29 protein-coding genes are annotated in these 24,734 nt (G+C 62.8%); 24 read left to right on the plus strand and 5 right to left on the minus strand.

The window, feature by feature from the left end:
* The first annotated feature begins 6 nt into the window (after positions 1-6).
* From CCOS864_RS28215 to CCOS864_RS10955, 20 genes are all read left to right on the plus strand, one after another.
* Positions 7-177 carry a hypothetical protein gene (locus CCOS864_RS28215; protein WP_167458876.1) on the plus strand — a complete coding sequence of 57 codons (171 nt, stop codon included), beginning with the start codon at positions 7-9 and terminating at the stop codon, positions 175-177.
* Positions 178-180: 3 nt separating this feature from the next.
* Positions 181-753, plus strand: coding sequence for an HK97-gp10 family putative phage morphogenesis protein (locus CCOS864_RS10865; protein ID WP_115086291.1), 573 nt, complete (start codon positions 181-183; stop codon positions 751-753).
* A complete protein-coding gene (locus tag CCOS864_RS10870) occupies positions 746-1,132 on the plus strand; it encodes a DUF3168 domain-containing protein (protein WP_115086292.1) in 387 nt (128 codons plus the stop codon). The genes CCOS864_RS10865 and CCOS864_RS10870 overlap by 8 nt, the downstream gene beginning before the upstream one ends.
* Positions 1,133-1,187: 55 nt before the next feature.
* The gene (locus CCOS864_RS10875; protein ID WP_115086293.1) at positions 1,188-1,688 is read left to right on the plus strand and encodes a hypothetical protein; all 501 of its coding nucleotides are present in this window, start codon (positions 1,188-1,190) and stop codon (positions 1,686-1,688) included.
* Positions 1,689-1,728: 40 nt separating this feature from the next.
* Positions 1,729-2,073, plus strand: a complete 345-nt coding sequence (locus CCOS864_RS10880; RefSeq protein ID WP_115086294.1) for a hypothetical protein — start codon at positions 1,729-1,731, stop codon at positions 2,071-2,073.
* Entirely contained in the window at positions 2,070-2,303 is a 234-nt protein-coding gene (locus CCOS864_RS10885) for a hypothetical protein (protein ID WP_115086295.1), read from the plus strand. The genes CCOS864_RS10880 and CCOS864_RS10885 overlap by 4 nt, the downstream gene beginning before the upstream one ends.
* Positions 2,304-2,348: 45 nt before the next feature.
* Positions 2,349-5,627 (plus strand): phage tail tape measure protein, encoded by a 3,279-nt coding sequence (locus tag CCOS864_RS10890; RefSeq protein ID WP_115086296.1) that lies wholly within the window; start codon positions 2,349-2,351, stop codon positions 5,625-5,627.
* A 2-nt stretch (positions 5,628-5,629) separates the two neighbouring features.
* Entirely contained in the window at positions 5,630-5,968 is a 339-nt protein-coding gene (locus CCOS864_RS10895) for a phage tail protein (RefSeq protein WP_115086297.1), read from the plus strand.
* Complete coding sequence (locus CCOS864_RS10900) at positions 5,965-6,714, plus strand: phage minor tail protein L (RefSeq protein ID WP_115086298.1); 750 nt, start codon at positions 5,965-5,967, stop codon at positions 6,712-6,714. Before CCOS864_RS10895 ends, CCOS864_RS10900 begins: the two co-directional genes overlap by 4 nt.
* Before the next feature lie 2 nt (positions 6,715-6,716).
* Entirely contained in the window at positions 6,717-7,472 is a 756-nt protein-coding gene (locus CCOS864_RS10905; RefSeq protein ID WP_115086299.1) for a C40 family peptidase, read from the plus strand.
* 30 nt (positions 7,473-7,502) lie between these two features.
* Positions 7,503-7,925, plus strand: coding sequence for a hypothetical protein (locus CCOS864_RS10910; protein ID WP_115086300.1), 423 nt, complete (start codon positions 7,503-7,505; stop codon positions 7,923-7,925).
* A 41-nt stretch (positions 7,926-7,966) separates the two neighbouring features.
* The gene (locus CCOS864_RS10915; RefSeq protein WP_115086301.1) at positions 7,967-8,569 is read left to right on the plus strand and encodes a tail assembly protein; all 603 of its coding nucleotides are present in this window, start codon (positions 7,967-7,969) and stop codon (positions 8,567-8,569) included.
* A 60-nt stretch (positions 8,570-8,629) separates the two neighbouring features.
* Complete coding sequence (locus CCOS864_RS10920; RefSeq protein WP_115086302.1) at positions 8,630-12,103, plus strand: TipJ family phage tail tip protein; 3,474 nt, start codon at positions 8,630-8,632, stop codon at positions 12,101-12,103.
* Positions 12,100-12,441 (plus strand): hypothetical protein, encoded by a 342-nt coding sequence (locus CCOS864_RS10925; RefSeq protein WP_148708529.1) that lies wholly within the window; start codon positions 12,100-12,102, stop codon positions 12,439-12,441. The genes CCOS864_RS10920 and CCOS864_RS10925 overlap by 4 nt, the downstream gene beginning before the upstream one ends.
* Complete coding sequence (locus tag CCOS864_RS10930; protein WP_115086304.1) at positions 12,438-13,115, plus strand: hypothetical protein; 678 nt, start codon at positions 12,438-12,440, stop codon at positions 13,113-13,115. Before CCOS864_RS10925 ends, CCOS864_RS10930 begins: the two co-directional genes overlap by 4 nt.
* 50 nt (positions 13,116-13,165) lie before the next feature.
* A complete protein-coding gene (locus CCOS864_RS10935; protein ID WP_208644367.1) occupies positions 13,166-14,347 on the plus strand; it encodes a pyocin knob domain-containing protein in 1,182 nt (393 codons plus the stop codon).
* A 42-nt stretch (positions 14,348-14,389) separates the two neighbouring features.
* Positions 14,390-15,013, plus strand: a complete 624-nt coding sequence (locus tag CCOS864_RS10940; RefSeq protein WP_115086305.1) for a glycoside hydrolase family 19 protein — start codon at positions 14,390-14,392, stop codon at positions 15,011-15,013.
* A 35-nt stretch (positions 15,014-15,048) separates the two neighbouring features.
* On the plus strand, positions 15,049-15,534 hold the full coding sequence (locus tag CCOS864_RS10945; RefSeq protein WP_415842524.1) for a lysis system i-spanin subunit Rz: 486 nt from the start codon (positions 15,049-15,051) through the stop codon (positions 15,532-15,534).
* A 325-nt stretch (positions 15,535-15,859) separates the two neighbouring features.
* A complete protein-coding gene (locus CCOS864_RS10950; RefSeq protein WP_115086306.1) occupies positions 15,860-16,354 on the plus strand; it encodes a hypothetical protein in 495 nt (164 codons plus the stop codon).
* Positions 16,355-16,473: 119 nt separating this feature from the next.
* Complete coding sequence (locus CCOS864_RS10955) at positions 16,474-16,896, plus strand: GNAT family N-acetyltransferase (protein ID WP_115086364.1); 423 nt, start codon at positions 16,474-16,476, stop codon at positions 16,894-16,896.
* Positions 16,897-16,912: 16 nt separating this feature from the next.
* Here CCOS864_RS10955 and CCOS864_RS10960 read toward each other — a convergent pair whose 3' ends face one another.
* Positions 16,913-17,881, minus strand: coding sequence for a Gfo/Idh/MocA family protein (locus tag CCOS864_RS10960; RefSeq protein WP_115086307.1), 969 nt, complete (start codon positions 17,879-17,881; stop codon positions 16,913-16,915).
* Positions 17,882-18,029: 148 nt separating this feature from the next.
* Positions 18,030-18,212, minus strand: coding sequence for a hypothetical protein (locus tag CCOS864_RS10965; RefSeq protein ID WP_115086308.1), 183 nt, complete (start codon positions 18,210-18,212; stop codon positions 18,030-18,032).
* Positions 18,213-18,350: 138 nt separating this feature from the next.
* Here CCOS864_RS10965 and CCOS864_RS10970 point away from each other — a divergent pair, with 138 nt between their 5' ends.
* Entirely contained in the window at positions 18,351-19,169 is an 819-nt protein-coding gene (locus tag CCOS864_RS10970; RefSeq protein ID WP_115086309.1) for a shikimate 5-dehydrogenase, read from the plus strand.
* Between the two features lie 151 nt (positions 19,170-19,320).
* Here CCOS864_RS10970 and CCOS864_RS10975 read toward each other — a convergent pair whose 3' ends face one another.
* Positions 19,321-19,965 (minus strand): YceH family protein, encoded by a 645-nt coding sequence (locus tag CCOS864_RS10975; protein ID WP_115086310.1) that lies wholly within the window; start codon positions 19,963-19,965, stop codon positions 19,321-19,323.
* 96 nt (positions 19,966-20,061) lie between these two features.
* Positions 20,062-21,273 carry a serine/threonine transporter SstT gene (gene sstT / locus CCOS864_RS10980; protein ID WP_115086311.1) on the minus strand — a complete coding sequence of 404 codons (1,212 nt, stop codon included), beginning with the start codon at positions 21,271-21,273 and terminating at the stop codon, positions 20,062-20,064.
* A gap of 214 nt (positions 21,274-21,487) precedes the next feature.
* Between sstT and CCOS864_RS10985 the strand changes: the two genes are divergently transcribed.
* Positions 21,488-22,642, plus strand: coding sequence for an MFS transporter (locus CCOS864_RS10985; RefSeq protein WP_115086312.1), 1,155 nt, complete (start codon positions 21,488-21,490; stop codon positions 22,640-22,642).
* Here CCOS864_RS10985 and nhaR read toward each other — a convergent pair.
* Complete coding sequence (gene nhaR, locus CCOS864_RS10990; protein WP_115086313.1) at positions 22,632-23,528, minus strand: transcriptional activator NhaR; 897 nt, start codon at positions 23,526-23,528, stop codon at positions 22,632-22,634. The two genes, CCOS864_RS10985 and nhaR, sit on opposite strands and share 11 nt — an antisense overlap.
* A 136-nt stretch (positions 23,529-23,664) precedes the next feature.
* Between nhaR and CCOS864_RS10995 the strand changes: the two genes are divergently transcribed.
* Entirely contained in the window at positions 23,665-23,907 is a 243-nt protein-coding gene (locus CCOS864_RS10995; protein ID WP_115086314.1) for a hypothetical protein, read from the plus strand.
* A gap of 32 nt (positions 23,908-23,939) precedes the next feature.
* Complete coding sequence (locus CCOS864_RS11000) at positions 23,940-24,689, plus strand: TerC family protein (protein WP_115086315.1); 750 nt, start codon at positions 23,940-23,942, stop codon at positions 24,687-24,689.
* Positions 24,690-24,734 lie beyond the last annotated feature (45 nt).

Here is a 24,734-nt window from a genome sequence, read left to right on the forward strand (position 1 = left end):
CACCCAATGAAGATTCGAGCACTGGGCCCGCTCTCCGGCGCTGTCGGCGAGCGGGAGAAGGGCGACACCTTCGACGTATCGGCTGAAGTCGGCAAGGAGCTGATCGCCCGCGGCTACGTCGAGGAGGTCCCCGCTAAACCTGCCGCCCCAGCCAAGGCTGATTCGGCGAAGGAGTAGGTCATGGCCCGTCGCTCCAGGATGTCCGGAGACTTCAAGCTTCGGCGATTGCTGCGCAACATCCACAAAACCATGGATAACGAGCTGAAGCCTGCAATGCAGAAGTCCGCTGACCGCGTGCTGCAGACAATGAAGGATTTGGTTCCGAAGGACACAGGCGCAGCTGCTGGAGCCCTGACGGCGTTTGTTTCCACAAGCGGGTTAAACGCTGAGGTTGGATTGCGGGGCAAGCTCAACAATCAGCGTTATTTCTACTTGCGGTTCCTGGAGTACGGAACGAAAGGCTACTCAGGCAAGCTGTACCACCGGGCTGACTCCAATGCGGTATCGGGCTCTCACACTACCAACCGCGACCGCTCGAAACTCAGCGGCAAGAATCGCCTCGGTCGGCGCGACACGAAGAACAAGAGCGACGGCACCACTTTCTTCGGCAAGTACCCGGATATCCCCGCCAGGCCAGCTCACCCTTGGCTCAGGCCTGCGATGCAGGTCAATCGGGAGTTCGTTCTGGCAGAGATTGAGGCAGCAATCACGCGCACGTTGCGCAAAGCAAGTCAGGGGGTAGGGAATGGCTGATCCATCGCTGGCGCTGCAGGAGGCGATCTTCGCCAGGCTCGAGGCAGAGGTCAGCTGCCCGATCTACGACGGCGCCCCAATGAATGCCGACATGCCCTATGTGTCGATCGACCGAGAGGTCTCGGTGAACGCCACCCCCATCGCCGGCCGCAAGCGCGAGACGCGCCTGATCTACCTGTCAGTGTGGTCCGATGCCGTCGGCCAAGCCGAGGTCAAGCGCATCAATGGCGAGGTAATCGCCGCCCTCGACGAGCGCCGCCTGCCGCTGACGGTAGGGCGGGCCGTTTCCGTCCGGGTCGAACAAGCCGACGCCCAGCGCGATGCTGACGGCGTGACATACCAGGGTTCGGTCACGGTTCGCGTGATCACCACCCACTGAATTCAACACCGGCCGCGCCGCGGCTTTTATCCAATGCGCCTTTGGAGGAACACCCATGGCCGATGACAACCTCAATACAGCCGCCGGCTGCCGCCTTGCGATTGGCGGCAAGACCGGCGCCGACACCGAAACCGAGTACAAGGCCGACACCTACGTCGATGTGGGCGAGATCGAAGACCTGGGCGAGTTCGGCGACACCTTCAATCCGGTGAACTTCACCTCCCTGGCGGATGGTCGGGTGCGCAAGTACAAGGGCACCGCTGACGCCGGCAACATGACCCTGGCCGTGGGCCTGGACAACGGCGACCTCGGCCAGAAGGCCGTTGCCGTCGCGCACAAGGATCGCACCAAGGGCAACTACAACATCAAGGTCACGCTCAACGACGGTGACCCAGGCGCGACTCCGGCTATCCTGCCGACCACGTTCTACTTCGCGGTGAAGGTGATGAACAACACCGTGGCCGCGGGCTCCGCCGACAACGTAGTGCGCCGCAACATCACGCTCGGCATCAACACCGACATCCTCGAAATCGTGGCAGGTCCGGCCACCCCTTGATCGATGGGGCTTCGGCCCCGTCCTCAGCTGAGAAAACCCCATGTGCGAAGCTCTGTATGGCACCACCACGCTGGTGGTCGGTGCACGAACTTACACCCTGCGCCCGACCCTCGAGGCGGCGCTACTGATCGAAAGTCGGTTCGGCGGTCTGCGCGGCGCGCTTGAATCGATGCGGCTGATGAGCATCGCTGCCAGCGCCGACGTCATCGTCGCCGGCGCCGGCCTGCAGGCCGACCAGCACGCCCAGGTCGCCGCTGAGGTGTTCCAGACTGGCGTGGCGAAGGTGTCGGCTCGTCTGACTGATTTCATCACCGTGCTGCTCAATCCGGTGCCGCCGAGCGTGGTCGCCCGGGGAAAGGACGAGGCGGACAGCACAGCGCAGTGAAGGACGGCAGCTACGTCGACTATTTGTTCGGCGTGGCCACCGGCTGGCTTGGCTGGCCGCCTGACACCGCGTGGCATACCCCAATACCGCAAATCATGCTCGCGCTCGATGCCCGGCTCGACTGGACTGGGCGCGGCCAGAAACAAGGGCAGACCCAGGTCGCGCCCCAGAAACGTCAAAGCGTCGCGGACAAGTTGAAGAGCTTCCTCCGAGGGCAACCCAAACAGTAAGTAACGTGCCGCCTTCGTGCGGCTTTTTTGTGCTTGGAGATTTGCATGGCCGACCAACAAGTCCAGGGGATGCTGGTCCAGATCGAGGCGACTACTGCACAGTTACGCCGGGAACTGGCGAATGCTGACCAGGTGGTTGCGCGCAGCACGCAGGCGATCGACCGCAACCTGGCTACCGTCGATTCGGCCTTTGACAGGGCAGGAGTCGCAGCCCAATCCGCAGGCGTGCTAATGCGCGGTGCTTTCGCTGCTGTGGCTGGTGCCGGCCTGATCGGCGGCATCATCAAGCAGGTCGACGCTTACGGGCAGATGTCCGACAGGATGAAGGCTGCCGCTGGCAATGCTTCCGAATATCAGGTGGTACAGGAGCGCCTGCTGCGTACCGCCCAGGAAACCTACCGCCCGCTGGCCGAAGCGCAAGAGTTGTACATCCGCACGGCTGACGTGATGCGCAGCCTGGGCTTCAACACCCAGCAAACTCTGGATATCACCGACAGCTTCAGCTTTCTGCTGGTGACCAACGCCGCGGCGGCCGACAAGGCTGGATCTGCACTCGACGCCTATTCCAAGGCATTGCAGACGGGCAAGATCGACGCCGACGGGTGGGTCTCCATCCAGAGCGCGATGCCGACCATCGTCGACGCCATCGCCGCCGGCACCGGCAAGAGTGCGGCAGAGATCCGCAAGTTAGGGGTGCAAGGCAAGCTCGCCCTGGATGACCTGAATGCCGGCTTGTTGCGCACGGTCGAGGTCAACCGCAAGGCTGCTGTCGACATGTCCACCAGCGTGCAGGACGCCCTCGTCAACATCAACAACGCCATCGGCACTTTCCTGGGCAGTATGGAGGAACGCACCGGCGCGGTCGGCTCGCTGTCGAAGGTGCTTCTTGCGCTGGCTGATAACGTGGACTTGGTTGCCGTCGCGATGGGTGGGGCAGGTGCAGCTGCGCTCACCCTGTACGTCGCCAAGGCCGGCTTGGCCCTGAAGGCATCGCTGGCGCAGCGCGCAGCAGAGGTAGAGAACGCCAGATCCGCCTTGCGCGCTGCTGATGCACAGCGTCTCTACGCGCAGGCGCAGTTGCAGCAAGCCCAGGCTTCGGTGGCTGCCGCGACCGGCCTGCAGCGCCTATCACTGGTGCAGACGCAACTGCTGCCCAGGCAGGCGGCGCTCAAGGCTTCCACGGATGCCCTTGCGATCGCCCAAGCTAACCTCACCCGCGCCGCCACGGGTGGCCTGCTGGCGGCACTCGGTGGACCTGCCGGCCTGGCATTGCTCGCTGGCACTGCCGCTGCCAGCTTTCTGCTGCTGGGTGACAGCGCCGACAAGGCCGGTGTCAGCCTTGAGGATATGCACAAGCCGGTTTCGCAGCTGCGCGAGGAGTTTGCCAAGCTCAATCGGGACCAGCGCGAGGCTTCGTTGGTCAAATGGCAGCAGGAACAGGTCGGTGCCGCTGATGCGGTGCGCAGCGCCTATGGTGACCTGGCCCAGTCTATCCGCCAGTCCGTGGTCACAGCGCCGGCCAGAGACTCAGGCGGCCAGTACGGTAAGCAGTTGCGCGCCTACCAGGAGGTGGTTGACCGGCTGAAGGAGGCCCGCGCGGCGGGGTCTGACCTGTCGCCGGTGCTTCGCGAAGTAGGCGATCGCCTGAACCTGCCAGCCAGCACGGTACAGCAGTGGATCACCCAGGCTGGTGCAGTCAGTGATGCCGACCAGCGCTCGGGGTTGATTGCCGAGACCCTGCGGGTGCTGACTGGAGTTACGGAGCAGAACACGTCGGCTACCCACGCCAACAATGCTGCCAAGGCTGGTATGAGTTCGGCGGGGCAGACCTACCTTGAAACGCTGCAGAAGCAGTTGGCTGGTCTGCAGGACAATGGCGATGCGATCAAGATCGCCAACCGGCACATCGCGGAGAACGCCGACCTTACAGAGACTGATCGGCAGGCGATTCTGTCGGCGGCAAGTGCGATCGAGTCACAGAAAAAGGCCAACAAGGACGCCACGGACAGTAGCAAGAGCCGCACCAAGGCTCTGAACGACGAGATCAAGGCGCTCGACGCAATCATTGATAGGGCGCTGCCCGAGAGAAAGCGCCTCGAAGATCTGACTGAAGGTGTGCAGGGGCTACGCAAAGCTCAGGCTGCAGGCAAGATCACCGCCGCCGAGATGGAGCTCGGCATCAAGAACCTGAACACCGCCTACGGCGATACGACCATTCAGCAGCGTACTGAGGCTGAGCGGAAGCTGGCCGAGCAGCGGCGTAACAGTGCTGATGCCTACCGCAAAGCCATGGAGGTGGTGCTGCAGACTCGGCAGGACGCGATCAACGCGGACGTGGCCGGGGTCGGCATGGGCGACGACGAGCGCGAGCAGGCCGACCGCTTGAACGCAGTGCGGCAGAAGTACGCCGAGGCGCGCCGTCAACTGGAGGAGCAGCAAGAGGACGTTTCTCGCCGGCTCAGCCAGCAGGCCTATGAAGAACGCCTGGCGGATCTGGCCGACTATCAGGCGCGCGAACTGCAGATGGAGGTGGATGGCCACGGCGCCCGTCTTGAAGCCCAGCGCGATTACCGCAACGGCGTACGGCGGGCATGGGCCAACATCAAGGCAGATGCGGCTGACGTGGCGGGTGCAACGGACCGCACCCTGACGGCGGGCTTCGATTCGGCAAGCAACTCGCTGGCGAACTTCGCCATGACTGGCAAGATGAAGTTCAAGGACTTCACCACCAGCATCCTCAGCGACATGGCCAGGATTGCCAGCCAGCAAGCCGCGAGTTCGTTGCTCAGCGGTCTGGTAGGTATGGGTATCTCGGCGGCTGGCAGCTACTTCGGCGGTGGCAATGGCCTGCCGGCGGGCTCTGCTGGCGCGGTCTCCTCGAACCTTGGCGCATCCCAGGCCGGCTATTCGAGCGCTTACTTCCAGGCATTGGGGGGCGCGTGGGACGGCGGCGTGCAGATGTTCGCCAAGGGCGGTGCCTTCACCAACAGCGTGCTGACCAAGCCCACGGGCTTCGGCATGGCCAACGGAGGCCTGGGTATTGCGGGCGAAGCAGGGCCGGAGGCGATCATGCCGCTCGCCCGTGGCGCGGATGGGTCGCTGGGCGTGCAGGTCGTTGGCGGCAACCAGGGTGGCGGGACGGTGGTGCAGGTCAACGCACCGATGAGCATCACCGTTGAAGACCGCAGCTCGGAGGGCATGCAGCTCGATACTGCTGCGCTCGAGCAGAACCTTCAGCAGCAGATGCAGGGTATCGCTGATCGCGCAATCGCCGCCTCCTGGCGCCCAGGTGGTTCCAGCTATCGAAATACGAAGGGGAGGTAGCAGTGGCTATCGAGACATTCACCTGGTCGCCTGATGACGAGGCCAGCGGCGAGAGCATGCTGAAGACCCGGAAGTCGCAGTTCGGCGACAACTACGCCCAGGTGGTGGGAGACGGGATCAACGCCGAGACCGACAGCTGGACGCTGTCATTTGGCGGTGCTGCCGAGGAAGTGAAGCCAATCGTTGACTTCATCCGCGCCCACCGTGGCTTCCGCTCATTTCTGTGGACGCCGCCCGGCGGCGAGTTGGGCCTGTATCGCTGCGAAAGGATCGGCCAGCAACGCCGACCCGGCAGCATCGCCGTAATCAACCTGACCTTCGAGAGGGCATACCACCCATGAGCCTGGTTTCACAGATCCAGAAGCTGGAGCCAGGCTCCGAGGTGCTGCTGTTCGAGATGGATGGCTCGGACTTCGGCGCCAATGTGCTGCGCTTCCATGGCCACGCCATTCCGCACACGCCGCAGGAGCTCGCTGATGCTGGCGCTGACGCGGATCAGTTGCCAGCCAAGTCGATCTGGTGGCAGGGCGAGGAGTACGGCGCCTGGCCGCTGAAAGTCGATGGTATCGAAGCAAACTCGGACGGTACCGCAGTGCGCCCTACGCTATCGGTCGGCAACGTGAATAGCCGGATCACCGCACTGTGCTTAGCCTTCGACGATCTGCTCGAGTTCAAACTGACCATCCGGAGCACGCTCGGCCAATTCCTGGACGCGGCCAACTTCCCTGGTGGCAACCCCCAGGCCGACCCGACCCAAGAAGGAATTGAGGTTTGGTACATCGACCAGAAAGTGTCGGAGAACGGTCAAACGGTGTCCTGGGAGTTGGCCAGCCCTGGCGACGTGGGCGGGGAAACGATCGGCAGGCAGATGACCACGCTGTGCCACTGGGCTATGACCAATGGCTACCGGGGGCCCAACTGCGGCTACATGGGGCCGTACCGTGACAAGGACGGCAACCTCACTGACAACCCTGAGCTGGACGAGTGCGATGGCTGCCTGGGCACCGGGTGCGTGCCGCGTTTCGGCATTGGCAACCCGCTGCCCTTCGGCGGCTTCCCGGCTGTATCCCTGATTGCACGGAGCTGACCATGCGCAAACACATCCTGGCCGCCGTGCAAGCGCACGCCGCGGCTGAGTACCCGCGCGAGTGCTGCGGGCTGATACTGGCCTTAGGCCGAAAGCAAATCTACGTGCCGTGCACCAACACTGCGAGCGACCCGAGCGAAGAGTTCCGGATCGCGCCTGAGGAATACGCCGCAGCGGAAGACCGGGGCGAGGTGATCGGCATCGTGCACTCGCACCCCGACGCCACCAGCAGGCCGTCACCGCGTGACCTGGCCATGTGCGAAGCCACGGCACTGCCCTGGCACATCCTGTCCTGGCCTGAAGGCGACCTGCGCACCATCACTCCAACTGGCAGCACGCCGCTGCTGGGTCGACCATTCGTGCACGGCGCCTGGGACTGCTGGCAGTCCTGCGCGGACTGGTATCAGCGTGAGTGGGGGCTGGAGTTCCCGGCCTATGCCCGGGAGGATGGGTGGTGGGAGCAGGCCGGCGGGCCCAGCCTGTACGAGCAGGCCTACGAAGCGGCGGGCTTCTACCAGGTCGACCGACCACAGCGCGGCGACATGGTCGTCATGGAGGTGGGGAGGGCCGCGCACCCGAACCATGCCGGGATCTACCTGGGCGCAGATCCGCAGCTGCCTGGCGAGCAAGTCCAGGTATTCGGCCAAGGGCCGTTCCTGATGCACCACCTGTACGGCAGGCCCTCAGAGATCATCGTATTTGGTGGCCCCTGGCTGGCGCGCACCCGCCTGGTGCTACGACATCGAGACGCACGGTGATAGAGTCCCCATTTTCAAGGGAGGGACCATATGCGAATTCTTATTGGGGCAGTGGCGATGGTGCTGCTGGCCGGGTGTGCGTCATCTGCAATCTCCGTCCGCGAGGCAACACCAGTCCCGCGAGATGAACTTTACGCGTTTCAGGTAAAGCCGCGAGGGGATAGCGGCACCGTTATCGTTCTTAGGGATTCAGGGGCGGTAGGCTCTGGTTGTGATGTGGTTGTGTTTATAGACGGCAAAAGAGCCGCCAAGCTGGGTACGGGCCAGCGAGCCAGCTTCCACCTGCCACCGGGCCAGCCAAGCATTGGAATAGGGTTGGCGAACTCCGGGCTCTGCGGCGGCATGGCGGTGCGGACGATCGTTGGAAACGTGCAAAACGGCAAAGAGACTGTTTACAGAATTAGCGGAGACATGAGCGGCATCTATATAGGCCCCTACGTCGATTACAACTGATCCAGCCGCCTCCGGGCGGCTTTTTTGCGCCTGGAGAAAGCATGGCCGCTACAGCAGCACATTACGAGCCGTTCACCATAATCAAGCTCTCGGGAACCCTCGCCAGAAAATTTGGCCGGATACATCGAAGGCTACTAGATACCGGCAAGTCATGGGAGGTGTTCAAGGCTCTCAAGGCTACGCTTCCGGGCTTTGAAGAAGAGATTCAGCGCCTTGATCGACTTGGGATGAGTTTTGCAGTCTTCAGGAACCGCCGGAATGTTGGGATTGGTGACTTCGAGCGAGGAGGTACTCGTGAGCTCAGGATCGTTCCGGTGGTTGCTGGTAGCAAGCGTGGCGGGATCCTGCAGACCATCGTTGGAGCGATAATGATCGTTGCCGGGGTGTTCCTCTCAGCCACTCCATTTGGTGCTCCCTTGATTGGCGCAGGTATTGGCATGGTTGCTGGCGGGGTAATCCAGATGCTCAGCCCCCAAGCCAAAGGCCTTTCACAAAGCGGCGCCCCGGAAAACCTGCCGTCCTACGCCTTTGGCAGCGCAAAGAACACTACAGCCAGCGGCAACCCCGTCCCGATCTGCATCGGCAAGCGCCGCTGGGGCGGAGCGATTATCTCCGCTTCGATCTACGCCGAGGACAAGGCGTAGCCGTCAGCCTGAAACACCACCAACCGCCTCCGGGCGGTTTTTTATTGCCCGGAGGAAAGCATGGGCGCAGCACTTCTACCAGAAATCACCGGCGCCAAAGGTGGCGAGAAGAAGCCGAAAAGTCCGGTTGAGGCGCCGGATAGCCTGCAGTCGACGAACATCGCCAAGATCCTGCTGGCGGTGGGTGAGGGTGAGTTTGACGAAACTCCGACGGACCGTGATATCTACCTGGATAACACCCCGATCGTGGATGCCAGCGGCAATGTGAACTTCCCGGGGGTCAAGTGGGAGTGGCGCCCAGGCTCGATCGAACAGGATTACATTCAGGGTATTCCGGCGATCGAGAACGAGACGACGGTAAACGTCGAGCTGCGTAGCGACACGCCCTTCACCCGCACCCTGAGCAATCTCCAGCTCTCCAGATTCCGCGTGCGGTTCTCCTGGCCCCGCCTTGCCAGTCAGGACGACAACGGCACGAACGGCTATCGCATCGAGTACGCCATCGACGTTTCTACCGACGGCGGGGCATTTGTCGAGTCCCTTCGTGGTGCTGTTGACGGCAAGACCACCAATGGCTACCAGCGATCGGAGCCTGTCAGCCTGCCGCCGGCCACCTCCGGGTGGGCTTTCCGGATTCGCCGCATCACACCAAACGCCAACAGCGGCACGATTGCGGATCAGATGCTGATCGCGGGCTACACCGAGATCATCGACCAGAAGCTGCGCTACCCGAACACCGCGCTGCTTTACATCGAGTTCAATGCCGAGCAGTTCCATAACATCCCGGCGGTAACGGTCAACTGTAAGGCGCAGCGCTGGCCTGTGCCGAGCAACTACGACCCGGTGACACGCACCTACACCGGCGTGTGGGATGGCACTTTCAAGCAGGCTTGGACCAACAACCCGGTTTGGGCCACCTATGGCCTGTGCGTCAACGACCGGTTCGGCCTGGGGAAGCGCATTCAGCCCTGGATGGTCGACAAATGGGAGATGTACCGCATCTCGCAGTACTGCGACCAGCTTGTGCCGGATGGTGTAGGCGGCCAGGAGCCGCGCTACCTGTGCGACCTGAACTTGCAGGGCAAGGCCGAGGCTTGGACGCTGCTGCGCGATCTCTCGGCAATTTACAGGGGTATGGTCTACTGGGCTCAGGGCTCGCTGTACATGCAGGCCGACATGCCGCGTGCGCAGGATATCGACTACGTCTTCACCAGGTCGAACGTCATCGACGGCGATTTCGTCTATGGTGGCGCCGGCCGCGACACGCACTACAGCCGCGCATTGGTGAGCTACGACAACCCGGCCAACAACTACGACACCGACGTGATTCCGGTAACCGACATTGCGTTGCAGCGCCGGTTCCGGGATCGGCCCATCGAAATCTCGGCTATCGGCTGCACCCGTGCCAGTGAGGCCCAGCGCCGTGGCAAGTGGGCACTGCTGAGCAATAGCCAGGATCGCACCGTCTCGTTCAAGACGGGCATGGAGGGGGCGAACGTGCTGCCGGGCTTCGTCATCCCGGTGGCTGACGAAGTGGTCGCCGGCCGCCCGACCGGCGGGCGCATATCGGCTGCGCTCGGCCGGGTGATCACCCTGGATCGGGACACGCCAATCAAGGCTGGCGACCGACTGATTATCAACCTGCCCAACGGCACCGCCCAGGGCAGGACGGTGCAGTCGGTGAACGGGCGAGACGTGACGGTGACCACCGCCTACGCACTGCAGCCGGAGCGCGAGCTGCAGTGGGCGATCGACTATGAGGACCTGGCTGTCCAGTTGTTCCGTGTGCTGAAGCGTGTGCGCACCACCGAGGGCGAGTACGAGTTCACCGCCCTGGAGTTCAACCCCAGCAAGTTTGCCGCCATCGATACCGGCGCCAAGCTTGAGGAGCGGCCGATCAGCGTCATCCCGGTGACGACGGTGCCGCCGCCGGCGAGCGTAACCCTGACCTCGAGCTATGCCGTGGAGCAAGGCCTCGCAGTCAGCACCATGACCATCGCCTGGCCGGCAGTAGAAGGTGCCGTGGCCTATGACGTGGAGTGGCGCAAGGACAACGGCAACTGGATCAAGCTGCAGCGCACCGGCACGACCTCGGTCGACGTGACGGGCATCTACGCCGGGGCATACCTGGCCCGGGTGCGGGCGGTGAGTGCCTTCGATATCTCGTCGGTGTGGAAAAGCTCCAGCCTCACGCAGCTGACTGGCAAAGCTGGATTGCCGCCGGCGGTGACGTTCCTCACCGCCACCAGCGAGCTGTTCGCAATCGGCCTGAAGTGGGGCTTCCCTCCTGGCGCCGAGGACACCCAGCGCACGGAGATCTGGTACAGCCCCAGCACCGATCTGGCGCAGGCGACCAAACTCACTGATCTGGCCTACCCGCAGAGCGATTGGAAGTACCAGGTCGGCGCAGGTGGTGTTTCGTTCTTCTTCTGGGCGCGCCTTATCGACCGTACCGGCAACATCGGGCCGTGGTTCCCGGTGGCGCCGAACGCTGTGCGGGGCATCTCCAGCACGGACGCCTCGCCAATTCTTGGCATGATCGTCGGCCGGATCACCGAAACCGAGCTCGGCCAGGATCTGGTCGAGAAGATCGACGGACTGCAGGAGCAGATCGACGCCCTGGATGGCCTGAAGGCGTACAGCCCAGACGAGGCGTACACCAAGGACCAGATGGTCGTGGTGGACGGGCGAATCTACCAGGCTAAGCAGAACATCCCGGCAGACCCTGCAGGCGGCAATGCGCCGCCCAACCCGGTGCTATGGACCGATGTCGGTCAGTCAGTTGAATCCATCGACGGCCTGGCCCAGCAGGTGGAGACCAACACCACCAACATCACCGAGGTGGGCGGCAAGGTCACGGCCACGGCCGAGAGCCTTCAGGCGCTGCGTGCTTCCTTCCGAGACGAAGATGCAGAGGGTGACCTTGCTGGCGCGCTGAGCCAGTGGGATTCGACCGCAGCGTTTGCAGTGGAGGTTAAAGCCAGCGCCTCCCGCGATGAAGCGATCGCACGCAAGACCGAAACTCTTGAGGCCTCTCTGGGCAGCACTAACGCAGCGGTCCAGACCACCAGCCAGGCACTGGTAAACCTGGAAGGCAAGGCCAGCACGATGTGGTCGGTGAAGACGCAGCTCAACTCCCAAGACCAGTATGTGGTTGCCGGCATAGGCCTGGGCATCGAGAACGGTCCTGCCGGGTTGCAAAGCCAGTTCCTGGTCAGCGCCGACCGCTTCGCCGTGGTGAATGGAATCAACGGAAACCTTTCCTCGCCGTTCGTTGTGCAGAACGGCCAGGTCTTTATCAATCAGGCGTTCATATCGCAGGCTTTCATCAGGGAGGTGATTCTCGGGATGACGATTCGATCAGCTGCGGTCAACGCCGAGGGCTTGCCGCTTTTGGAGATCAATGTTCCGTCAGGCACGTTTACCTTGCGCGGCTCTGGTACTGGCGGCTCAACGATGCTCAACAACCTCGGGTTCTATGTGTACGACCTCAACAAAGTCCTGCGGGCACAACTGGGGGATCTGTCGGCATGAGTTTCGGCCTAAGAACGTTTTCGAGTACCGGGGTGATGGAGCTGGATACCACCAGCTTCACTTACCAGATTCTTCACAACGAACTGCTCGACTTCACCGCCACCACCACGCCCAGGACCATCAGCATCCCAGGCTTCGATCCCGATAAATGCTCGGCAGTCCTGCTGCCCATCGATGCAGTAGATGACAGCAATCGCGATACCCACGCAACGGCCATGCCGTACATCTCGCTCGCTCCGGGCGTGGTGACGGTGTTGTCGCGGCATCCAAATGAAACCGACTCCCGCTTTGTGACCCTGATCAGGGTCCGCCTACTTGTCATGAGGTTTCGAAATTGACCTTTGGATTTTACGCCAAGAACGATGACTCCTTCGTCCAGATCGACTCGGAGAAGCCCAGGCTGTGCATGGTGCACAAAGGCAACTATGCGGCGCCTTCCGGGTTTGTGGCAAGCGTTGTGTTTCCAGCGCCGATCACCACCCAGGAGCCGCCCTGTATCTTCATCCGGCCCAGCACCACCAGTGCCACCGAGCTCTACCGGTACCTGAACATCAGCGGCAGCCCTGGTAACTGGACCGGTTTCTCGATCGAGGCCGCCAACGTCACCTACAGCCCGTCCGGCAAGTGGTTCGCCGCGGTCTTCGCTTCCCCCGGCAACAGTCAGTTTGGGCTGCGGCTTTTCGACGGCGGGACGAACCTGGTCTACGACTCGGGCGCCCCTGCGGTGATCTTCACCAAGGCCTCCAACTCATGGGTCTATGTCGGGCAGGTCCATCTAGAAATCGCCAATGCTTACTACTACCGCACGCCTGTGGCAGCGAGCTTGGCCGAGGATGAGTACCTGATGCTCAACCCGTTCTCCCGTTCGATGCCGGCGCATGCAGTGCGGGCATCGTCGTGCGGTATCAGGATGCAGTACTCAGGCGGCTATCTGGAGATGTACCTGGTCAACGTCGCCGCCTGGACGGATATCGGCCGGGTTGCCGCGGTGTTCGCAAAGCTCAGCGTCTGAGCCTCAGGCTCAACCCCTACTTCGATGTAACCCAAATTTCAGGAGATACCATGCCCTGGTACAGAACAGGCAGCGTGGCGATTACTGCCGGCCAACAAACCGTCACCGGCACCGGCACGGCGTTTTCCGCCAACAGTCGGGTGGGTGACGCATTCCAAGGGCCTGACGGCCGCTGGTACGAAGTGACCAACATCGCCAGCGCGGCGGTGCTGTCAATCTATCCGGCCTATCAAGGCGCGACAGTCACCGGCGGCGCCTACGGGCTGGCGCCCATGCAGGGGTACGTCAAGGACGCTGCCGATAAGCTCCGCCAGATCGTTGAGCAGTGGGGCGCCACCTTGGCGGGCCTGGGCAGTGTGTCGACCGAAGATGTTGTCCCGGTTGCAAAGGGCGGTACCGGCGGGAAAACTCAGGCAGAGGCCCGCAACGGCTTAGGTCTCGGCAATGCTGCCGTGGCCACCATCGGCACTGCCGCCGGACAGGTGCTCACCCGCGGCGCCTTCGGGCTCGGCGCTACCTGGGCTACTGGCCTACCATTGGCGACCAACATCGGTGGCCCGCAGATCCAAGACAGCGGTTTCTATAGGTATTCCCCAGCAACTGCGGACAAGCCTGGTTTCGGCTCTGGCTATGGCACATTGAGTGCACTTTCGGCGACTGTCGACGGGGCCGGAAACTACGGTACGCAGCTCGCAATTGATTATGCGGTGAATGCTATCGGCTTTCGCCGGCTCACCGGCCCAGCCTGGGGAGGCTGGTGCGAGATCTATCACACCGGCAACACCACCCGAGGTTCCGGTGGCGCGCTGTCCGCGGCGTCGCCGATTGTGCGTATCGCGAATGTATCCGACAGCGCGCGGCGCGACCTGCAGGAGCAAACCTTCCAGGGCGCCGGCGCCTGGGGCGTAGCCAATGACGAGGCTCGCGGCGTTCAGGTTGAGCGCATGGCGATGGGTGAGTATCGCATTGCTGGAAGCCTGGGCCTGGCTGTCGAAGGGTGGCGCACGCAGGACCCATGCTCACCAGATGGCGGCAGGCCGCTGGGTATTACCGAGAGCGAGCAGGGCGACGATGGCACCGTTACGGTTCGCCTGTTCAAGCAACGCTGGACGCTCACCGATGACGGCGAGTTGCTGTTGAGCAAAGGCGTGCCTTTGGATGTGCCTCTGAACAGTTGGATCGACGTTCGCCTGGACATGCCACCGCCGCCCACACCAAGAACTGAGCCCTGACCACCCGCCATCGAGCGGGTTTATTTTTGCCTGGAGAAACGCATGCCCCCTTTGAGCGAGCAGCAGTTGCTGCAGATCCTCCCGAACGCCCGCCCAGTCGCGGGCATTTTTTTGCCTGCACTGAACCGGGCCATGGCCCGCCACAAGATCGACAGCCCGGTGCGCGTGGCGGCGTTCCTGGCCCAGGTCGGGCATGAGTCGGGCCAGCTGCGCAACCTGGTGGAGAACCTGAACTACAGTGCCGAGGCGTTGGTGCGTACTTGGCCCAGCCGGTTCACCGCAGTGTCGGCGGCGGCCTGCGCGCGGCAGCCGGAGAAGATCGCCAACATCGTGTACAGCGGGCGCATGGGCAACACCTGCCCGGGGGACGGCTGGCGGTACCGTGGCCGCGGCCTGATCCAGCTCACCGGCCGCTCGAACTACGCCGCCGCCGGCGCTGGCTTAGCTCTGCCGCTGGAAGAGAAGCCCGAGCTGCTCGAGCAGCCCGAGCACGCCGCCATGTCCGCCGCCTGGTGGTGGTCGACCCACGGCCTGAATGAGCTGGCCGACGCCGGCCGCTTCCAAGACATCGGCAGCGTGATCAACACCGGCAAGTCTGGCCGCGTGCCGCACGGTGCCGCTGAGCGAAAGGCGCTGTATGACCGCGCGTTGAAGGTGCTGGCGTGATCAGTGCGCGCACGATCGGCGCGACGGTTTCGCTGGTGCTGGTGGCCTGGGCGTTCTGGCGCGCCTACGAGCACGGGCGCTCGACCATGGATGTCGAGTGGCAGGCGAAGAGCGAGAAGCAGGCCAATGAGTTCCAGGCTGAACGAGAGGCTGCCGCGGTTGCGGTAGTCAACTGGCAGGGTGCAGAGCAGGCCCGGCGGCGCGCCCTAGAAGATCAACTGCAAGCCATCGACAAAACCCACCACCAGGAGCTGACCAATGCTCAAGCAACTCAGGCTCGCCTGCGCGATCGCCTCGCTACTTCTGATCTCCGGCTGTCAGTCCTACTCGCCACCCCAACCCAGGGTAGTGGCTGCGGAGTGCCAGCCGCCGCCGGCGCCACCAGCATGGTTCATGGAGCCCCGCGAGGCGAACTTGACCCAGCGGCTGCTCAACGAATTGTCGCCATCACCGATGCCGGTGACCAGGGACTGATTGCATTGGCGGCGTGCCAAGCGTATGTGCGGGGAGTGCGTAAATAAGGGGAAGGTGTTCGGTCGGCAGGACGCCGGAGGAGGGGAAGTAGCTGTACCAATTTTTGTACCAATTGCTTCGTTTCGGTGTGTGTTCGCGTGTAGAGCAGAGTGGCCAAACCCCCGGATTTACTGGGTTTTGCCACTTTGGCTCACACAGAAAAACGCAAAAAACATCTCTGGAGTATGGCCCAGATCCTGTCGATTGCCCTGCATCCGTTGGGCGGATCATGAAAAAGATTTAATCCCGTACCCATTTTGTACCCACCAGTTGAGTATTCCAGCTTCCCGATTTTCACTATCATCAATCAACTTGCGACACAGGGAAGATCAAATGTTCAAACGTTCTGCTGCATTAGTGCTCGTGGCAATGGCGCTTTCTGCGTGCCAGCCGAAATGGAAGGAGATGACAGAAGAGGAGGTCAAGCAGCAGCGCGAGTTTGCCGAAGCGTTATGGGCCAAGGACAGGGCCAAAAACCCCAGCTATGAAGAGTGGCTCAGTGGGCAGATCAGCTCCAGCCGCTCGGCAGAACAGAACGTGGTGCAATTGATGTCCAGGTCGCTTGAAAGGTGTCTGGACAGATACGTCGAAACCTCTCCGGTCGGCTGCAGCAAGCGCTCGGTGGCCATCGTCGACAACTACTACTTTGACCATTACTACACTTCCAGCAAGAAACCACCGGCAGGGTACCTGACGGTCAGCCATGCTTACCTCAAGTGGTCCTCGGCGATGGAAGCGATCGCGCTTGAGGCATCCTGGCATGTCATTTCGGAACGCGCCCTGCAAGCGCGCGAGGCCATTTCGCGGGCATCGTTCCCAGGGCTTTGAAGGTTTGCTCCGGAGTCGTTGCTCAGTGCTGTTCAGGTTTCGATGATGTCGAGGATGGCTGGCACTGATGCGTATTTGTTACTGTCGTGACCTTCTTTGGTCAACCGGACGACCTCCTCATGACAGTCAGCATCGAGTTCACTCAAAGCCCCACCGAGCAGCACCGCGAAGCCATCCTCCAACCGTTGCGGGCCTATAACATCAGCCAGGCCGGTGAGCCTCGTTTGCAAACCATCGCCTGGTTGCTGCGCGACCCTCAGGGTGGCGAAGTCATTGGCGGGTTGTACGGCAAGATTTCTGCCGGGTGGATGTTCATCGAGCTGCTCAGCGTGCCCGAATCCTTGCGCGGCCAGGGTGTAGGACGCCAGTTGATGATTCAGGCCGAGGCGCAGGCACGAAGCGCGGGCTGTACCGGTATCTGGCTGGATACCTTCAGCTTCCAGGCACCGGCGTTTTACCGCAAGCTCGGTTTTACCGTCTTCGGTGAGCTCGCCGACTATCCGTCGGGGCATACCCGCTACTTCATGCGAAAGCTGCTCTGAACAAGGCTGGCAACAATCATTCGCGCCCCAGGATCCGATCCATCACCCCGTCGGTCTTCAGCGCTTGCGCGGCGACTGCCGGGTGCCTGGCCTCACCGCGAATATGCGCATTCATGCCCAGTACGTGATGCCACTGGATGTGCTCGGGGTTGGCGATCTGCAGGCTGAGCTGTTGGTCGGCGTCCAGGCGTACCGGGTATTCGTCGAATACCGAGAAGCCGATCCGGCCTTTGCTGCCGATGATATCCACGCGGTCTTCGCGGCGGTCGGCAACGAAGTTCCAGCAGCCCATGCCCAACGCGCCACTGGCGAAACGCCAGCTGGCGGCCACGGCATCTTCGGCGGCATACAGGCCGGCCTGGCGGGCGGTGTAGCCGGTGACCTCGACAATATCACCGAGCAGGTACTGGAACAGGTCCAGGCCATGGCTGGCAAGGTCGGCAAAGTAACCGCCACCGGCGATTTGCGGATCGGTGCGCCAGTTGGGGCTGGCGCTACGGTCGCCATCGGTAGGTGGTTTGGTCAGGGTCCAGCTCAGGTGCCGGACCTCGCCAATCCGGCCGTCCTGCAGCCATTGGCGAACTTGCTGGAAGCGCGGCAATGAACGTCGGTAATAGGACACGAACAGATGCCGCCCGGCGTCGACAAAGGCCTGTTGCATCTGCTGGCTGCTGTCGGCATTGAGCGACATCGGTTTTTCCACGCAGCAGTGCTTGCCGGCCGCTGCGACCTGCAGACTGTAGGCAAAATGGCTGTCGGGTGGGGTGGCGATGTACACCGCATCGATCTGCGGGTCGGCGATCAGCTGCGCCGCATCGCTGTAAACCTTGGCGATGCCATGGCGCGTGGCATAGTCCTGGGCGGCGGCGGGGCGCCGGCCCATCACTGCCACCAGCGCCGAACCCGGCGCCTTGTAGAACGCCGGGCCACTCTTGCGCTCGGCAACGCTGCCGCAGCCGATCATTCCCCAGTTGATTACCTTCATGACAACTTCCCGATAGCATGCTTGGTCATTCAAAACCGGGACGATGATAGCAATCCCCGCCAAACGGATCGACCTCCCATAAAAAGCCCCGCCAAAGGGCGGGGCAAGGGGCTGTGCGGAGCAACGCACGATAAAACGGTGGCTAGCCTCAGGCTTGCAGGCCGGGGCCTTCGAGCCGGTCGGCGAGGGCCTGGGCGGCGGGCAGCGAGGTCAATGGCCCGGAGATCGCTTCGCCATTGCGCACCAGGTACCAGCAGGCCAGCAGGCCCAGCTCCCTGAGCGAGGTGGGGACGGCGCTGCCGATGACGGACATGATGTTGATAGGGGCCATTGTGGGTTCCTCCTGCGAATCATGGGCCTACCTTAACGGCCAGTGCCTGGCGGTTGAAATCAACCTGAGTGATAGTGAACATCATCGCCATGCTTGGCGTTTGGGCATAATGCCGATTCGCTTGAGGGGGAGAATCAAATGGCAACTGTTCCAGGCAAAGACACCGTGCTGTGCATCTCGCTGGCCGGGCGTCCGGGCACCTTTGGCGTGCGCTTTCATAACCATCTGTATCAGCAGCTGGGGCTGGATTACTACTACAAGGCCATGACCACCCAGGACCTGCCGGCGGCGGTCGCGGGTATTCGCGCGCTGGGTATTCGCGGTTGCGGCGTGTCGATGCCGTACAAGGAAGCCTGCATGGCCCTGGTCGATGAAATCGACCCGTCGGCGGCGGCCATCGAGTCGATCAACACCATCGTCAACACCGACGGTCATCTCAAGGCCTACAACACCGATTACCTGGCTGTACGTCAGCTGCTGGCGCAGCACCGGATCGATCCATCCACGGCCTTCGCCCTGCGCGGCAGTGGCGGTATGGCCAAGGCGGTGGCCAGTGCCTTGCGTGAAGCCGGTTTCACCCAGGGCATTATCGTCGCCCGCAATGAACAGGCAGGCCGCCAGTTGGCCGATAGCTGCGGGTATCGCTGGCAGGCGCAGCTGGGCGACCTGTGCCCGCCGATGCTGGTGAATGTCACGCCGATTGGCATGGCCGGTGGGGTCGAGGCAGAACAGTTGGCGTTCGCGCCCGAGGCGATTGCGGCGGCCCAGCAGGTGTTCGATGTGGTGGCGATGCCGGCGCAGACACCGTTGATCGTCGAGGCCCAGCGCTTGGGCAAGCCGGTGATTACCGGGCTTGAGGTGATTGCCTTGCAGGCGCTGGAGCAGTTTGTGCTGTACACCGGGGTGCGGCCGACGGCGGAGCAGGTGGCGCGGGCGGTGGCGTTTGCCCGCGGGTAGTGCGTAGGCCCCATCGCCGGCAAGGCCGGCTCCCACAGTGGATCTGTGTACACCAAACCCTGTGGGAGCTGGTTTGCCACAATGGATCTGTTGGCACCAAACTCTGTGGGAGCTGGCTTTGCCAGCGATGGGCTGCAAAGCAGCCCCGGGTTTACTCGAACTGCGCCAAGCGCTCTTCCAGCGCCGCGATCCGTGCTTCCAGCGCTTCAATCCGCTCTACCGACACTGCGCCGCCGGCCGAGCGCTCCGGCCCTTGCTGACGCGCCGCCAGAATCGCCTCGATCTCGGCCGGATCCCCCAGTGCATGGGTATAGCGATCCTCTCGCTGCCCGGCCTGACGCGGCAGGTGCAGGGCAAAGCCGCGGGCGATCAGGCGCTCGAGCTGGTGCACGACCTGCTCGGCATCTTCGAACTCATGCATGCGGCTGCTGCGGGTCAGCAGTTCGTTAACGGTCTGCGGCCCGCGCAGGAACATCAGCCCGAGCAGGATCACCTGCGCCGGTACCAGCTCCAGGGCCTTGTCCACGCGTTGCTCCCAGCGGTCGGCGCGGCTGCCCATCTGCAGGCGGGTCAGGCCCTGGCCTTCCAGCGCGCGCAGGGCTTGACCGACCTGGCCCTGGCTAAGGTTCATCACCGGCTCACGGCTGGTCTTCTGGTTGCAGGCCAGCACCAGGGCGTTGAGGGTCAGGGGGTAGGTTTCCGGGCTGGTGGCCTGTTTTTCGATCAGCGAACCGAGCACGCGAATCTCGGTGCTGGTGAAGCGGGCGTCGGAAGGGGTTTCGTGTTCGGCGGACATGGCCCTGTCTCTATGCGAAGAAAGGCCTCTAGCCTAGGTGCGCAACAGGGTAAAACACAAGCAGCCGGTGCAGGACGCACCGGCTGCCGGTCAGGCTCAGGCGGCCTGGCGTTCCTCGGCCAGGCAGGCCGCGGCGGTAAACAGGACGTCGGTGGAGGAGTTCAGCGCGGTTTCCGCCGAGTCCTGCAGCACACCAATAATGAAGCCAACAGCCACCACCTGCATGGCGATCTCGCTGGGGATGCCGAACAGGCTGCAGGCCAGCGGGATCAGCAGCAGCGAACCACCGGCTACGCCCGAGGCGCCGCAGGCACACACGGCGGCGACGACGCTGAGCAGGATCGCGGTAGGGATGTCGACGGCAATGCCCAGGGTATGCACGGCGGCCAGGGTCAGCACGGTGATGGTGATGGCTGCGCCGGCCATGTTGATCGTCGCGCCCAGCGGGATCGACACCGAGTAGGTGTCTTCATGCAGGCCGAGTTTTTCGCTCAAGGCCATGTTCACCGGGATGTTGGCCGCCGAGCTGCGGGTGAAGAAGGCGGTGATGCCGCTTTCACGCAGGCACAGCAGTACCAGCGGGAAGGGGTTGCGGCGAATCTTCCAGAAGACGATGATCGGGTTGACCACCAGCGCCACGAACAGCATGCAACCGATCAGCACGGCCAGCAGGTGCAGGTAACCGAGCAGGGCGTCCAGCCCGGACTGCGCCAGGGTCGAGGCGACCAGGCCGAAAATCCCCAGTGGCGCGAAGCGAATCACCACGCGCACGATCAGCGTCACCCCGTTGGACAGGTCGGCAACCACCGTCCGCGTGGTTTCCCCAGCATGACGAATCGCCACGCCGAGGCCGATGGCCCAGGCCAGCACGCCGATGAAGTTGGCGTTCATCAACGCGCTCACCGGGTTGTCGACCACGCTCAGCAGCAAACTCTGCAGCACTTCAGTGATACCGCCGGGTGCGCTCAGGGCAACGTCCGAGGTGCTCAGCGCCAGGTTCGAAGGGAAGGCCATGCTGGCGATCACCGCGACCACAGCGGCAGCGAAGGTGCCGAACAGGTACAGCACCAGGATCGGGCGGATATGGGTTTCCGTGCCGTGACGGTGGTTGGCGATGGAAGCCATGACCAGGATGAACACCAGGATCGGCGCCACCGCCTTCAGTGCGGAAACGAACACCTTGCCGACAAAGCCGAGGCTGGCGGCGGTGTCGGGGGCGAACACCGCCATGGCGATACCGGCGACGAGGCCGATCATGATCTGGACCACCAGGCTGGTGCGGTTCAACAGGTTTAGAACAGGGGTCATGTCAGGTGTTTCTCTGTCTTGTTCAGGGGCGGCGGGCGAACCACGGCGCTGGAGCATGGGGCACCTGGCGGGGCAGGGCCGAGAAAAAGGGCGCGACTTTAGCACAGCAGGGCACATTTAGTGATTGCGCTGTGTCAGACGGTAGGGCGGGCGTGTAGTATGCGCGCCCTTTGCAAACGGCCCTGGCCGTTTTTTGTTTAGCTGCGGAGTGTAGATGTTACTGCCTATTTTGTTGCTGGCTGCGGCCGGCTTCACTGTACTGACCACCGAGTTCGTCATCGTCGGCCTGCTGCCGGGCATTGCCCGCGACCTTGAGGTCAGCGTGTCTCAGGCGGGCCTGCTGGTGACCCTGTTCGCCTTCACCGTGGCCTGCTTTGGCCCGTTCCTCACCGCCTGGGCGGCGCGATTCGAGCGCAAGCGGCTGTTTGTTGGCATTTTGCTGGTGTTCGCGGCGTCCAACGCCCTGGCGGCCATGGCCGACAACCTCTATGTGATGGGCGTGGCGCGCTTGATCCCGGCCTTGGGTTTGCCGGTGTTCTGGGCCCTGGCCAGTGAAACGGCAGTCGACATCGTCGGCCCGGCCTATGCCGGCCGGGCCATTTCCAAGATCAGCTTCGGCGTAGTGTGCGCCACGGTGTTCGGCATTCCGGTCGGTACCCTGATCGGCGACGCCCTGGGTTGGCGCGCGGCCTTTGCGGTGCTGGCGCTGCTGGCTCTGGCCAAGGCCTTGCTGCTGTACGTCTACCTGCCGCGCACGCCCCGGCATAACCAGGCCACCTCGCTGCTTGGCCAGTTCGGCATCCTGCGCAGCCGCCTGTTGCAAGGCCATGTGCTGCTCTCGGTGCTGGTGTTCAGCGGCATGTTCACCGCCTACACCTACCTGGCCGACATGCTCGAGCGCCTGGCCGGCTTTGACGGCGCGCTGGTCGGCTGGTGCCTGATGGGCTTTGGTGCGGTCGGCCTGATCGGCAACAGCCTGGGGGGTCGCGCGGTCGATCGGCATCCGTTGAAAGCCTCGGCTGCCTTCTGTGCCCTGATGATGGTCGGCATGATCGCCGTGGTGCCAGCGATCCATACGGTGTACGGCTTGGGCCTGGCCCTGGCGATCTGGGGCATGACCCAGGCGGCGCTGTTTCTGGTCAGCCATGTGCGGCTGATCAAGGCCGCGCCCCAGGCACCGGCCTTTGCCGCTTCGCTGAACATCGCCGGGGCCAACCTGGGCATTGGCCTGGGCGCGGTGATTGGCGGGCGGGTGATCGATACCCTGGGCCTGGCCAACCTCGGTTACGCCGCCGCTATCCTCATCGGCCTGTCGGTGCTGCTGGCGCTGGGGCTGATGAGCCCGCGCCTGCAACCGGCTACCAGTTGAACAACTGGCGTCGGGCGCCTTCGGTGATGGCGACAATGCCCGGGTGCTTGACCTTGCGCTCCACCGAGATGGCGTAGAACGACTCGTTGACCGCGTCGGTCTGGCCGATCAGCTCGACGCCATACTGCTTGCACACCTCGTCGGCAATCACGCTGGGGGCAATGAAGATACCGCTGCCGGATTGGCCGAAGGCCTGCATCAAGGCGCTGTCGTCGAACTCGCCAACGATCCGTGGTTGCAGTTGCTGCTCGGCAAACCAACGCAGCAGGCGGCTGCGCACTACGGTTTCCTGGCCGGGGATCAGCAGCGGCGCGTGTTGCAGGCAGGCCGGGAAGTTGCGCCCGTACTGCTCGGCCAACACGGGCGTTGCAAAAAAGCTGATGCCGCATTCGCCGAGCTTCTGGCTGTAGCCCTTGATGTCCAGGTGACTGGGCATGGGGCTGTCGGAAATCACCAGGTCCAGGCGCTGGATCGCCAGGTCCGCCAGCAGCCGTTCGAGTTTGTCTTCGCGGCAGCTCAGGCGCAGGGCGTCTTCCATGTGCATGGTCGGTGCCAGCAGGCGATAGACGATGGATTTGGGCACCACGTCCGCCACCCCGACCCGAAACAGGATCTGCTGCTCATCAGGCCGGGCCCGCAGCATGGCTTCGAGCTCGCCGCCAATCTGGAACATCTGTTCGGCGTAGGTCAGGGTTTGCCGGCCGCTCTCGGTCAGCTCCAGCTGCCGCCCGACCCGGCGGAACAACTCGATGCCATAGGTTTGTTCGAGTAGGGTGATCTGCCCGCTGATGGTCTGCGGGGTCAGGTTCAACTGCTCGCAGGCCCGCACGATGCTGCCGGTCTTGGCCACCACCCAGAAGTAATGCAGTTGCCGGTAATTGAGCATGCTGATTCCCGATTCGTAAAAACCGAAGTATAACCGCTAAAAATACGAATTTTCCTGATGTATTCAGCTCTTTAGAATCCCTTGCCATCACGGTGCCCCTGAATGAGCACCGATTTAATTGCACGGAGATCCACAGATGCTTCACTTCAAATCCATCGGTACACCCCTGGTGTTGCTGCTGGCCCTGCTGGCCATGAGCGGTTGCGAGCAGGCGGAAAAGTCCGCCCAGCAGATGCTCAACCAGGCGGCGGAGTCGGCCAAGGAAGCCATCGATAAAACCAACGAAGCCGCCCAGCAGGCCCTGAGCGAAGCCACCGGCTCCGAAGGCAGCGACAAGGCTGGCAAACCCGAGCGCGACGACAGCGCCCAGGACATCTGACCCACCCCTTACCCCGATGCAGGATTTGATTCATGGAATACTTGTTGGAACTCGCTGCAAGCCCGACCGCCTGGGTCGCCCTGGCCACCCTGGTGGCCATGGAGATCGTCCTCGGTATCGACAACCTGATCTTCATCTCGATCCTGACCAACAAGTTGCCTGAAGAATTTCGCTCCAAGGCGCGGCGCATTGGTATCAGCATGGCGCTGGTGATGCGCCTGGGCCTGCTCAGCACCGTGGCCTGGATCGTCCAGCTCACCGAGCCGGTTGTCGATGTGTTTGGTCATACCTTCTCCTGGAAGGACATGATCCTCATCGCCGGTGGCCTGTTCCTGCTGTGGAAAGCGACCAAGGAAATCCACGAGAGCGTCGACCCGCGCGCCCAGGCTGAAGCCAAGGCGTCGTCGACCATCACCCTGGGCTTTGCTGCGGCGATCGGGCAGATCCTGGTGCTGGACATCGTCTTCTCGATCGACAGCATCATCACCGCCGTGGGCATGACCGAGCACTTGCCGATCATGATCATCGCCGTGATCAGTGCCGTGATCGTGATGCTGGTGGCGGCCGACCCGCTGGCCCGGTTCATCAACGATAACCCGACCGTGGTGATGCTGGCCCTGGGCTTCCTGATCATGATCGGCATGACCCTGATCGCCGAAGGTTTCGGTGCTCATGTACCCAAGGGTTATGTGTATGCGGCGATGGCCTTCTCGACGGCGATCGAGGTGCTCAACATCATGTCGCGCCGGGCGCGCTTGAAGCGCGAGGCTACTGAAGCTTAATACTTGCTGAAGTAGAAACTGTGGGAGCCGGCCTTGCCGGCGATG

Origin of the sequence: Pseudomonas wadenswilerensis (genome assembly GCF_900497695.1) — a bacterium.
Lineage (GTDB): Bacteria > Pseudomonadota > Gammaproteobacteria > Pseudomonadales > Pseudomonadaceae > Aquipseudomonas > Aquipseudomonas wadenswilerensis.